At 65.3% G+C, this 10,716-nt stretch carries 12 protein-coding genes and 2 tRNA genes; 11 read left to right on the top strand and 3 right to left on the bottom strand.

The window, feature by feature from the left end:
- From BDIM_RS08370 to BDIM_RS17195, 5 genes are all read left to right on the top strand, one after another.
- On the top strand, positions 1–1,041 hold a 1,041-nt coding region (locus BDIM_RS08370; protein ID WP_155818687.1), incomplete at its 5' end, for a TraB/TrbI/VirB10 family type IV secretion system protein.
- Positions 1,042–1,054: 13 nt separating this feature from the next.
- Positions 1,055–1,270, top strand: a complete 216-nt coding sequence (locus BDIM_RS08365; RefSeq protein WP_003165139.1) for a DUF2274 domain-containing protein — start codon at positions 1,055–1,057, stop codon at positions 1,268–1,270.
- A gap of 1 nt (position 1,271) precedes the next feature.
- Positions 1,272–1,610: a DUF736 domain-containing protein gene (locus BDIM_RS08360; protein ID WP_003165138.1), complete on the top strand. Its 339-nt coding sequence runs from the start codon at positions 1,272–1,274 to the stop codon at positions 1,608–1,610.
- Positions 1,600–1,860, top strand: coding sequence for a hypothetical protein (locus BDIM_RS17545; protein ID WP_128116160.1), 261 nt, complete (start codon positions 1,600–1,602; stop codon positions 1,858–1,860). Before BDIM_RS08360 ends, BDIM_RS17545 begins: the two co-directional genes overlap by 11 nt.
- Before the next feature lie 211 nt (positions 1,861–2,071).
- Positions 2,072–3,625 carry a recombinase family protein gene (locus BDIM_RS17195; RefSeq protein WP_223850731.1) on the top strand — a complete coding sequence of 518 codons (1,554 nt, stop codon included), beginning with the start codon at positions 2,072–2,074 and terminating at the stop codon, positions 3,623–3,625.
- On the opposite strand, the gene BDIM_RS08345 is transcribed toward BDIM_RS17195, so the two are convergent.
- A tRNA-Asn gene (locus BDIM_RS08345) sits at positions 3,611–3,685 on the bottom strand. The two genes, BDIM_RS17195 and BDIM_RS08345, sit on opposite strands and share 15 nt — an antisense overlap.
- Before the next feature lie 111 nt (positions 3,686–3,796).
- Here BDIM_RS08345 and BDIM_RS08340 point away from each other — a divergent pair.
- Positions 3,797–4,606: a TrmH family RNA methyltransferase gene (locus tag BDIM_RS08340; protein ID WP_003165135.1), complete on the top strand. Its 810-nt coding sequence runs from the start codon at positions 3,797–3,799 to the stop codon at positions 4,604–4,606.
- 54 nt (positions 4,607–4,660) lie between these two features.
- On the opposite strand, the gene BDIM_RS08335 is transcribed toward BDIM_RS08340, so the two are convergent.
- Positions 4,661–4,734: transfer RNA gene (locus BDIM_RS08335), tRNA-Cys, on the bottom strand.
- A gap of 131 nt (positions 4,735–4,865) precedes the next feature.
- Between BDIM_RS08335 and BDIM_RS08330 the strand changes: the two genes are divergently transcribed.
- The 3 genes from BDIM_RS08330 to BDIM_RS08320 all read left to right on the top strand — a co-directional run bounded on the left by BDIM_RS08330 (position 4,866) and on the right by BDIM_RS08320 (position 7,939).
- Positions 4,866–5,495 (top strand): protein-L-isoaspartate O-methyltransferase family protein, encoded by a 630-nt coding sequence (locus BDIM_RS08330; RefSeq protein WP_003165134.1) that lies wholly within the window; start codon positions 4,866–4,868, stop codon positions 5,493–5,495.
- 137 nt (positions 5,496–5,632) lie between these two features.
- On the top strand, positions 5,633–7,207 hold the full coding sequence (locus BDIM_RS08325; RefSeq protein ID WP_003165133.1) for a TolC family outer membrane protein: 1,575 nt from the start codon (positions 5,633–5,635) through the stop codon (positions 7,205–7,207).
- Between the two features lie 159 nt (positions 7,208–7,366).
- Positions 7,367–7,939: a DUF2497 domain-containing protein gene (locus tag BDIM_RS08320; RefSeq protein WP_003165132.1), complete on the top strand. Its 573-nt coding sequence runs from the start codon at positions 7,367–7,369 to the stop codon at positions 7,937–7,939.
- 35 nt (positions 7,940–7,974) lie between these two features.
- On the opposite strand, the gene recG is transcribed toward BDIM_RS08320, so the two are convergent.
- Positions 7,975–10,065: an ATP-dependent DNA helicase RecG gene (gene recG, locus BDIM_RS08315; RefSeq protein ID WP_003165131.1), complete on the bottom strand. Its 2,091-nt coding sequence runs from the start codon at positions 10,063–10,065 to the stop codon at positions 7,975–7,977.
- Between the two features lie 87 nt (positions 10,066–10,152).
- Here recG and BDIM_RS08310 point away from each other — a divergent pair, with 87 nt between their 5' ends.
- Both BDIM_RS08310 and BDIM_RS17930 read left to right on the top strand, forming a co-directional pair.
- The gene (locus BDIM_RS08310; protein ID WP_040345535.1) at positions 10,153–10,482 is read left to right on the top strand and encodes an FAD assembly factor SdhE; all 330 of its coding nucleotides are present in this window, start codon (positions 10,153–10,155) and stop codon (positions 10,480–10,482) included.
- On the top strand, positions 10,482–10,716 hold a 235-nt coding region (locus tag BDIM_RS17930; protein WP_040345532.1), incomplete at its 3' end, for a hypothetical protein. The genes BDIM_RS08310 and BDIM_RS17930, both read left to right, overlap by 1 nt.

The following is a 10,716-nucleotide window of genomic DNA, read 5'->3' as shown; positions in this document are numbered from 1 at the left end:
CTCCGGGTCGCAGAGCCTGCCGACGAGCCGGTCGTGACGGATCGCCACGCAACCGCCGACGCCGTCGCGGATCTCCCCGGCGACTACGGCTCCGTACCGCAACTGGGGCCTCCGCTTCCGGGCGACCTCGGACGGGCGATCCTGGATGAAGAGCGCGGAGGAGACGGCGCTTCCCTCGATGCAGGAGCGCCGCCGCCGTCAGCGGAGGAACAGGCGCTTGAGGCGGAACGCCAGCGTCAGGCGACGCAGGCGGGTCAGGCGCGCGAGTCCGGCGTGATGGTGCGGCTCCCGCGTCAGGCACCCGCCACGGCCGAAGTCGCCCAGACGGGGACGGCCACGGCGGTCGCGCCCGCCGGGGCAGGGGAGGGACAGCCTGGCATCGATCCCCAACGCGATCCGAACGGCCAGCAGCGCAAGATCGATTTCGTGGCGCAAGGGCCGTCCTCGACGATCAACCCACATCGCATTCAGGAGCCGGCTTCGCCGTATCAGGTCATGGCCGGCAGCGTCATCGCGGCCAGCCTGATGACGGGTCTGCGCTCCGATCTTCCTGGCTTCGTCACCGCCCAGGTCTCGGAGAACGTCTACGACTCCGCGACGGGGCGCATCCTGCTTATCCCGCAAGGCGCGCGGCTGGTAGGCAGCTATGACAGCGTCGTGGCCTTTGGTCAGAGCCGGGCGCTCCTGGTCTGGCAGCGCATCATCCTGCCTGACGGCGCTTCGATCCAACTCGACAACCTCCCTGCGACGGATGCTGCGGGCTACGCCGGGCTCGCCGACAAGGTGGATTTCCACACATGGCGGCTCCTCAAGGGCGTCGCGCTTTCCACCCTGCTCGGGGTCGGAACGGAGCTGACCGTCGACGGCGAGAGCGACCTCGTCCGGGCCGTCCGCGAGTCGACGCAGCAGTCCAGCAGCCAGGCCGGACAACAGATCGTCACCCGGAATCTCGACGTCCAACCCACCATCACCATTCGCCCCGGATTTCCGCTGCGCGTGATCGTCCACAAGGATCTCGTGCTGCGTCCGTGGGACCGCTGAGAGGAGAGACCCCATGCTGAAGCTGGGCAAACTGCCTGATCGGACGCCGATCAAGCTCACCGTCACCGTCACGCCGGACCTTCATCGGTCGCTGTCCGACTACGCCGCCGTCTATCGCGAGGCCTATGACGATAAAGCCGAGATCGCGGACCTTGTCCCGGCGATGCTCGAGGCCTTCCTCGCCGGCGACAGGGAGTTCGCCAAGGCGCTGAAGGCGAAGGGAGGCTGAGATGGGCGTCATAGGAAAGTTCAAGCCGACCAAGCAGGGCGGCTGGGAAGGCCGCATCGAAACCCTTCTCATCGACCGGAAAATCCGGTTCGTTCCAAACGACGACCGCCGAAACGACAACTCGCCGGACTATGTCGTCATGCTCGGCTGGTCGCGCGTCGGCGAGGCCTGGAAGGCGACGTCGCGGGGAGAGAATCCGCGAGACTATCTCCGCGTTCGGTTGAACGACCCCTGGTCGGAGCCGAAGCGTGCGACCCTGTTTCCAGCGCCGGACGGCGCCACCGCCGAGCTTGCCTGGAGCCGCCAGCATCGGATGCGGGATTGGGGCGATGAACCCTGACCGCCGATCTGTGTCGTCCGTTCCGGAGAAAGACGTTCGTCCGTCGCGGCGCGGCGGCCACTTTTCCGCGGATCTCGCGCGTGACGCGCAAGCGCACTTCCAGAAGCAGTCGATAGGGGAAGTTTCTGAAGTCGAGGCGCGGGCGATGCTCGCCGATCTGACGGACTTCTTTCGTATCCTCATCGAATGGGATTCGAAGCGTAGAGCAAAGCCTGGACGGTCTATTCCAAATTCACGCAAGAAGGAGTGATGAGGCGGATCTTGCCTTGGTGTCGCGTTGGAATAAAATTCCATATGTAATTGAAATATATAGCAACATTCGCAATTTTGCGAGTTATTTGCTTGATTGGTTCTCCCGGCTCGCTAGGATTCTGCGTCCGGCGTTGTCGATGCTCTTTTCTGGATTGAGCCGTTGCCGCGCCGTTATCGCCTTTGCTCGGCGACCTTAGCGGGAGACAGATATGGCCAGTCGGAAAGTCGCGCGTTCTGCACCAGTTATCGAGATAAGACGGGCTGTTATGTATGCTCGTGTTTCATCGAAGGAGCAGGATCGGGAAGGATTTTCCATCCCGGCTCAAACCAAGCTGATGAAAGACTACGCCGATGCCAACGATATTCAGGTGGCGCGGGAATTTGTCGACGTTGAAACCGCCAAGAAGAGCGGGCGCACCAGCTTCAACGAAATGCTGCAATACGTCCGCCGGCACCCTACAGTTCGGACGCTTCTGGTCGAAAAGACCGACAGACTCTATCGCAATCTCAAGGACTGGGTGACGGTCGACGACCTCGACATCGAAATTCATTTCGTAAAAGAGGGCGTCGTCCTCTCGCAGGACTCCCGCTCTTCCGAAAAGTTCATGCACGGCATCAAGGTGCTGATGGCGAAAAACTATATCGACAATCTGTCGGAAGAAACCCGAAAGGGCATGTTGGAGAAGGCCGAACAGGGCCTGTGGCCGACAGTCGCACCGATCGGCTACCTGAACGTCGAAGGTCCCAACGGTAAGAAGATCATCACCATCGATCCGGCGCTCGGTCCGCTCGTTCAGCGCCTATATGAGTGGTATTCTACAGGCCAGTACTCGCTAAAGGAGGTCTCCAAGAAGGCTCGGCAGGCTGGCTTGACCTACCGGAAGAGTGGCGCTCCCATAGGCGTAAGCACGGTCCATACGATCCTGCGGAACCGAATTTATACCGGCGCCTTCGAATGGCTGGACAAGGTCTATCAGGGCTCCCACGCGCCGTTGGTTTCCGAGGACCTTTGGGGCGCGGTCCAGGATGTCCTGGATGGGCGCAAGGCGGCCAACATTCGCGCCAGCGTAAACGACTTTCCGTTCACCGGCATGATGACGTGCGGTCATTGTGGTTGCGCGATGGTCGGTGAGATCAAAAAGCAGCGATACATTTATTACCACTGCACGGGCTTCAAAGGAAAATGCGGCGAGCCGTATGTCCGCGAGGAGGTCCTGGAGCAGCGATTCGCCGGCCTGTTGCGGCAATTGCGATTCGATGATGCTGCTTTTGAACTGATCCAACGCGCCTTGCGCGAAAGTCTTCAGGATGAAACCCGGGAGCGTAGGGCGGCAATCGAGCGGCTCCGCGGCGAGGCCGATCGGCTGCAGGCCCGCATCGAGCGGATGTACGAAGACAAACTCGACGGGGTGGTCTCCGACGACTTCTATCGCCGGATGCAAATCGTGTGGCGCGAGGAGCGGGATCGTTGCCTGAAGGACATTGAGCGGCACCATAGCGCTGATGACGAGTATATCGATAACGGGATTGCGCTGATCCGTCTCGGACGGGAAGCGCACGATCTCTTCGAGCAGGCCTCCGCTTCAGAGAAGCGAAGGGTCCTGAATCTCGTACTTTCGAACTGCTCGTGGGCTCATGGAGAGCTTACAGCAAAATTCCGCCAACCATTTGATTTGTTGTCGGAAACTATCGCCCAGTCTACCTTCTCAAAGAAGGAGAAAACGGGCGATTTGCCCGAAAATGAGAAATGGCTCCGCGGGTAGGATTCGAACCTACGACCAGCCGATTAACAGTCGGCTGCTCTACCACTGAGCTACCGCGGAACATCCCCTCGGGGGAGGCCGGCGTATAGCAGCGCCTTTTCGATTCACGCAACTGGTAAAAGACAGAAATCGCCAAATTTTTTCGCAAAGCCCTGCGCTACAAGGCTCCGCATGACTCCAATCCATGTGAACGACCCTGATGATCCGCGCATCGCCGCCTTTCGCGATGTGAAGGAGCGCGATCTGACCGGGCGGCACGGTCTGTTCATCGCTGAGGGCGAGGTGGTGTTGCGCGTGCTGGCGTCCGAGGCGTCGCGCTGTACGCCCGTATCCATTCTGATCGCCGAGAAGCGCCTGGAGAAGCTGTGGGAGGTGCTGGAGCGTCTGCCGGGCGATGTGACGGTTCATATGGCGTCGCAGGCGGTCCTGAACGCCGTGGCGGGGTTTGATCTGCATCGAGGCGTTCTCGCCTTGGGACGCAAGCCTGAGCCCGTCGAACCGGGCGCGTTGCTGGACAGCCTGCCGGAGCGGGCCGTGGCGGTCGTGGCGTGTGGAATCGGCAACCACGACAACATGGGCGGGCTGTTCCGCAACGCCGCCGCCTTTGGGGCCGGAGCGGTGCTGCTGGATCGGACCTGCTGCGATCCTTTCTATCGCAAGGCGATCCGGGTCTCGGTCGGCGCCGTGCTGCGGACGCCGATGGCGATGGGGCTGGAGGCCGAGGCCATGATCGACCTGTTGCAGGGCAGGGGGTTCGAGGTGCTGGCCCTGACGCCCTCTGCGGAACAGACGCTGGCGGAGCTGAAGCCGGGCAGGCGCACGGCCCTTCTGTTGGGCAGCGAAGGGCCGGGGCTGCCGCGCGACATCATCGCGCGCTGTCGTCCGGTCGGCATCCGGATGGCGGGGGGATTCGATTCGCTGAACGTGGCTGCGACCAGCGCTGTCGCCCTGCATCATCTGACGACTGCGGGAGCGGATTAGGTCCGAAAACAAGAAAGCCGCCCCGAAGGGCGGCTTTCTCGATGTTCATCGCGATGGAGGCCTGACCGGGAATCGAACCCGGGTGCAAGGATTTGCAGTCCTCTGCGTCACCACTCCGCCATCAGGCCGTGACCCCGTATCGGTGGGGCCCCGCCATCGCGAGGGCCGTCAGCTATCAGATCGGATTGTCCGCTGCAACGCACGGACCTATAAGCGCGTCACATTTCTTCGCCTGAGCCGACCTGAAGGACTTCGGATTATGGATTTCGCCGCCGCCCGCAAGGTGATGCTGGACTCGCAGGTCCGCGTGAACGACGTCACCGACCGCCAACTGCACGCCGCCATCGGCGCTGTGGAGCGCGAGCGATTCTGCGCCGCCGACCGCGCCTTCTCGGCCTATGCCGACGTCGAGCCGGAAATCGCGGGCGACCGTCGTCTGATGTTGCCGCGCGATGTGGCCAAGCTGTTGCAGGGCCTGGACGCTCGCGCCGGTGAAAAGGCCCTGGCGATCGCCGCGCCTTACGCCGCCGCCGTTCTGGCGCACATGGGCCTGTCGGTGACGGCTCAGGAATCCGACGCCGCCGTGTTCGATGTGGTCGGCGCCGCCTTGGCCGAGGCTGGGGTCGAGACCGTGGTTGCGCCCCTGAGCCAGCCGCAGGGCGAGGGCTATGACCTGATCGTCAGCGAGGGCGCCGTGATCGAGCGTCCCGAATCCTGGATCGCGGCCCTGCGTCCCGGCGGTCGTCTGGCTGTGGTGGAACGCGACGGCGCCAGCGGCGCGGCTGTCCTCTATGTGCGCGGTCGTGAAGGCGTTTCGCGGCGCGAGCTGTTCGACGCTGCGCCCGAGTTGCTGGCGGAAATGGTCCCGGCGCCCGCGTTTGCGCTCTAAGGCCATTCGTGGCGACGGAAGGGGCGTCGCGCTGCGTGAAAAAAACTTAACTGGCGTCGGGCGGGCCTAGCCTCCAACTACGCGGATACAAGGCACTACAGGCGCGCCGGATGGGGGCGTCAGGCAGGGACAGGTTCATGTTGAAACGCTCGCGCGCGCTCGCTTCGGTCGCACTGGTCGCATTGACGATGGGGGCGACGCCGGTCTTCGCCGAGTCGTTGCAGGAGGCCATCGGTCTGGCCTATCGCACCAACCCGACCCTGCTGGCGCAGCGGGCGAATCAACGGGCCCTGGATGAGAGCATCGTCCAGGCGCGCGCCGGCCTGCGGCCGACCATCAACGCTTCGGCGGGTGTCGATTACAGCCGCACCCGCACCGATCGTGTGACGACGACGATCCCTGGTCAGACCTTCCCGATCGACACCAACGGCGACGGCGTGCCTGACGCCACCGGCACGCTGCCGGGCAGCAGCAGCACCAGCGGCGGGACGATCGAAAGCGACGGCGCCAGCGCCAGCGTCAGTCTGACGCAGAACATCTGGACGGCCGGACGCGTGTCGCACGGCATTTCTGCGGCCGAAGCCAATGTCCTGGCCGGTCGTGAGAATCTGCGTCAGGTCGAGCAGCAGGTCATGGTGACGGTCATTCAGGCCTATGCCGATGTCACCCGCGATCTGGAAATTTTGCGCATCCGCCAGGAGAACCTGAAGGTGTTGCGTCGCCAACTGGATGAATCGAACGCTCGATTCGAGGTCGGCGAAATCACCCGCACTGACGTCGCGCAGTCCGAAGCTCGTCTGGCGCAGTCGGAATCCGATCTGGCCAGCGCTCAGGCGCAACTGTCGGTGTCGCGCGCGGCCTACGCCGCCGTCGTGGGACAGGCGCCGTCCAACCTGCAGACGCTGCCGACGCTGCCGGGCCTGCCGACCGATTTCGACGCAGCGATGGACGTCGGCCTGGCCGAAAACCCCGGCGTGCTCGCCGCTGTTCACGCCCAGCGCGCGGCCGAGGCCAATGTGGCGGCGGCGCGGGCGGAGTATCTGCCTTCGGCGCGCCTGAACGCCTCCTATGGCGGGACGGCCAATGATCTGTCGGGCTTGGACCTGGGCGATCGCACCAGCTTTACGGCCGGCGCAACCGTCTCCGTGCCCTTGTTCACCGGGGGGCTGAACCGTTCGCGCGTCGCCCAGGCCTTGGAGCGCGCCAACGCCGCCCAGATCAACGTCGAGGGTGAACGTCGCACGGTTCTGCAATCGGTCAGTTCGGCCTATGCCCAGAGCGCTTCGGCGCGTTCCAGCGTTCAGGCTGGCGAACAGGCGGTGCGCGCCGCTTCGGTGGCGGCCGAGGGCGTGCGCCAGGAGGCTCAGGTCGGCCTGCGCACCACCCTGGACGTGCTGAACCAGGAGCTTGAACTGCGCAGCGCGGAAGTCGCCCTGACCAGCGCCCGTCGCAATGAGTATGTCGCCCAGGCCCAGCTTCTGGCGGCCATGGGCCGTCTGGGCGGCCCCAACCTGGATCCGACGATCGAGGCCTATGATCCGTCCGACAACTATCGTGCGGTACGCAATCGCGGCGCCCTGCCTTGGGATGGCGTGATCGAGGCCATCGACCGCGTCGCCGCCCCGGCGACGACGCCCGCCGTCGATGTGGAAGATGCGCCCGTTGATCGGCAGTTGAAGGGTGAAGTCGTTCGCACTGCTCCCCAGGGCTGAAGGCTGATCGACAAAACGTCCGTTGATTCCGACGGGCGTTGATGCGACGACAGGATTCAAGGGGGAGGCGAGTCTGACGGCTCGGTCCCCATCGTCGCCTGCCTAGTCCGCATCGGTTGGCGAGTGTCCCCGTTCGAGCGCCCAGGTTGAGGTTCCGACATGACCGAACAAGCCGCCCAGGAACCGACGATGGAAGAGATTCTGGCGTCGATCCGCCGGATTATCTCTGAAGACGACGCTCCGGCCGAAACCGCCCCTGTGGCGGAAGCGGCTCCCGAACCCGCGCCGGAACCAGAACCCGTCGTCGCCGCGCCCGAGCCCGCGCCGATCGAAGACGAGGTGCTGGAACTAACCGAGCCCTATGAGGCGCCGGCAACCGAAGCCATCGGCGATCTGGACGTGGCGGACGCTGCGCCGTTCCCGACCGAACCCGCGCCGGCGGCGCCGCAACCCGCGGCCGTTGCGGCGGAGGCCGAAACCCTGGTCGGCGAAACCGCCGCAGCCAGCGCGGCCTCGGCCTTCGCCGGTCTGGCCGCTAGCTTCCAGAAGCCGGAACCTGCGCCGGTCGCTTCAGCCGCCGACATGAACTTCATGAGCGGCAATACGGTCGAGGCCATGGTCCGCGAGATGCTGCGTCCGATGCTGAAGGATTGGCTGGACGCCAATCTGCCGACCATCGTCGAGGCTCAGGTCCGCAAGGAAGTCGAACGCATCGCCCGCAACGCAGGCTGATCGCTTCAAAACCTCGCTGAGTTTTACGACGCCCCTCAGTCCGCTGAGGGGCGTTCGTTTTTCCAGTCGAACAGGGCCTCCAGCAGACGCACGGCCTGACCGCGCTCGCTGGTCAGATTAGGGTCGCGGCCCAGCAGCAGACGCGCATCGTCCGCCGCCGCCAGAAGCAGCGACCGATGCCGGATCGGATCGGCGAAGCGATAGGCCGGGAATCCGCTTTGTTTCAGGCCCAGCGGGTCGCCGCCGCCGCGCAGACGGAAGTCTTCTTCCGCGATGACGAAGCCGTCCTCGGTGCGGCGCAGAGTCTCCAGCCGCTCCTTCGCCGTCTCGCCCAGGGCGCCGTCCTCGCCGCCGTACAGCAGGATGCAGGCACTGGCCTTGGCCCCGCGCCCCACGCGCCCGCGAAGCTGATGAAGCTGCGCCAGACCGAAGCGGTCGGCATGCTCGATCACCATGATGGAGGCGTTGGGCACGTCGACGCCGACCTCGACCACGGTCGTTGCGACCAGGACGGGCAGGCGGCCGTCCGCGAACTCGGCCATCACCGCTTCGCGCTCGGCGCCCGGCATCTGGCCGTGAGCCAGACCGACCTCGGTTCCCAGATATTTGCGCAGATCTTCCGCCCGATCCTCGGCGGCGGCCAGGTCGATGGCTTCGGATTCCGCCACCAGAGGACAGATCCAATAGGCCTGGGCGCCCGCCTGAACCGCCGCCTTCAGACGCTTCGCCACCTCGCCGATGCGCGCCAGCGGCAGGACGGCCGTGGTGACGGGCGTGCGGCCCGGCGGTTTCTCCATCAGGCGGCTGACTTCCAGCTCGCCATATTGGGTCAGTTCCAGCGTGCGCGGGATCGGCGTCGCCGACATGGTCAGCAGATGGACGCCGCCCAGAGCCGGATCGCCCTTGGCCTGCAACCGCTGGCGCTCGCGCACGCCGAAACGGTGCTGTTCGTCGATGACGGCCAGCGCCAGCCGGTGAAACTGCACCGCGTCCTGGAACAGGGCGTGGGTGCCGATGGCGACCTGGGCCTCGCCCGAGGCCAGGGCCGCCAGCTTGCCGCGTCGCTCGGCCGGGGTGTCGCGTCCGGTCAGAAGCAGGCTGCGGACGCCGGCCTGGTTCAGCAAAGGCGACAGCTTGTCGTAGTGCTGGCGCGCCAGGATTTCGGTCGGCGCCATCAAGGCGGCCTGGAACCCATTGGACGCCGCATCGGCGAGGGCCAGGGCCGCGACGGCGGTCTTGCCCGACCCGACGTCGCCCTGCAGCAGCCGCCCCATCTGCTCGCCGGAGCTCAAGTCGGCGCGGATTTCCGCGACGGCCTGCTCCTGCGCGCGGGTCAGGGCGAAGGGTAGGGCGGCCGGCAACCGGGCGGACGCCTCGCCCGGCGCTATGCGGGCAGCGGGCGTGATCTGGCGAGCGCGGCGACGACGGGCCAGAGCCAGTTGGTGGGCGAACAGTTCATCATAGGCCAGACGCTGACGCACCGGCGTGTCGGGCGTCAGATCGGCCTCGTTCGTCGGGGCGTGCAGGGCCTCCAACGCCGCGCGCCAGCCGACCCAGCGCCGCGCCGCCAGCCAGTTCAGCTCCTGCCATTCCGGCAGTTCGGGGGCGAGCGCCAGCGCGCCCTGCGCCAGCTTGCGGATCTGGCGCGAGGTCAGCCCCTGCGTCGCCGGATAGACGGGTTCGGACAGCGGAATCTCATCCGCTTTCTCGACCGGCATGATGTAGTCGGGGTGGGCGATCTGGACTTCGCTGTTGAAGCGCTCGACCTTGCCGGTCACCAGCCGCCGCGCCCCGCGCGGGGCGAGGCTCTCGATATGGCGCGGCGATCCGGCGAACCAGATCAGGTGGATGAAGCCGGTGTCGTCGATGGCGCGCACCTTGATCGGCGCGCCGTGCTTGTGCGGCGGAATCAGGCGGTCGATCGTCACCTCGAAGACGCCGATCTCGCCGTCGACGGCCTCCATCGCCGTGGTGCGGCGGCGCTGGATCACGCCGCTGGGCGACAGAAACAGCACGTCGCGCACGAGCGGACCCGCCACCTTCTGCACCAGAGGCGCGCTGCGCGGCCCCACGCCTTTCAGCGTGGAGACGTCGGCGAACAGGGGAAAGAGAATCTCGGGCCTCATCATTGGACAGCATAGCTGGCGAAGCGGCGTCTGGAACGCTATCTGATCGGCCTCTTACCGAAGTGAACGGACAGGCAAGGAAACCGCGTGGCCGATATCGACGCACGTCCCGAGGACGCCCTGAACTCTGACGACCGCAAGACGCGCCTGGGCCGCATCGCCTTCCGCGCCTGGCGCCGGGGCTTTCGGGAGGCGGACATGGTGCTGGGGCCCTTCGCCGATCAGGTCGCGCCGACGCTGGACGACGACGAATTGACCGAGTTCGAGCGCCTGCTGGATGAAGAGGACCAGTACCTCTACGCTTGGATCATCGAACGCGAACCGACGCCGCCCGAATTCGAAGGGCCGATGATGGCCCGCATTCGCGCCTTCATGCGCGCCCATGTCGCCGCCGAAGTGGCCAAGGGCATCGGTTGATGGACGTGGCGCTGGCGCGGACTGACGCAGAACTGGGCGGCGCGCCGGAAGGGCTGGACGCCCTGATCGTCGCCGAGCGGATCAAGGCCCAGGGCGGGACCGCTTTGTTTATCGCGCGCGATTATCAGCGCACAGGCAATTTCATCCAGGCGTTCCGTTTCTTCGCCAAGGATATTGAAGTTCTTGAATATCCTTCGTGGGATTGCCTGCCTTACGACCGACTGAGCCCGACGG

The organism is Brevundimonas diminuta ATCC 11568 (genome assembly GCF_000204035.1).
GTDB lineage: Bacteria > Pseudomonadota > Alphaproteobacteria > Caulobacterales > Caulobacteraceae > Brevundimonas > Brevundimonas diminuta.
The sequence above is the reverse complement of the archived record's forward strand: the minus strand, read 5'-3'. Positions and strand labels throughout refer to the sequence as shown.

Coding starts and splice junctions, on each gene's coding strand:
- BDIM_RS08360 (WP_003165138.1), top strand. CDS start 1,272: ATGGGCGTCATAGGAAAGTTCAAGCCGACCAAGCAGGGCGGCTGGGAA.
- BDIM_RS08320 (WP_003165132.1), top strand. CDS start 7,367: ATGACCGAACAAGCCGCCCAGGAACCGACGATGGAAGAGATTCTGGCG.
- recG (WP_003165131.1), bottom strand. CDS start 10,065: ATGAGGCCCGAGATTCTCTTTCCCCTGTTCGCCGACGTCTCCACGCTG.
- BDIM_RS08325 (WP_003165133.1), top strand. CDS start 5,633: ATGTTGAAACGCTCGCGCGCGCTCGCTTCGGTCGCACTGGTCGCATTG.
- BDIM_RS08340 (WP_003165135.1), top strand. CDS start 3,797: ATGACTCCAATCCATGTGAACGACCCTGATGATCCGCGCATCGCCGCC.
- BDIM_RS08330 (WP_003165134.1), top strand. CDS start 4,866: ATGGATTTCGCCGCCGCCCGCAAGGTGATGCTGGACTCGCAGGTCCGC.
- BDIM_RS08365 (WP_003165139.1), top strand. CDS start 1,055: ATGCTGAAGCTGGGCAAACTGCCTGATCGGACGCCGATCAAGCTCACC.
- BDIM_RS17195 (WP_223850731.1), top strand. CDS start 2,072: ATGGCCAGTCGGAAAGTCGCGCGTTCTGCACCAGTTATCGAGATAAGA.
- BDIM_RS17545 (WP_128116160.1), top strand. CDS start 1,600: ATGAACCCTGACCGCCGATCTGTGTCGTCCGTTCCGGAGAAAGACGTT.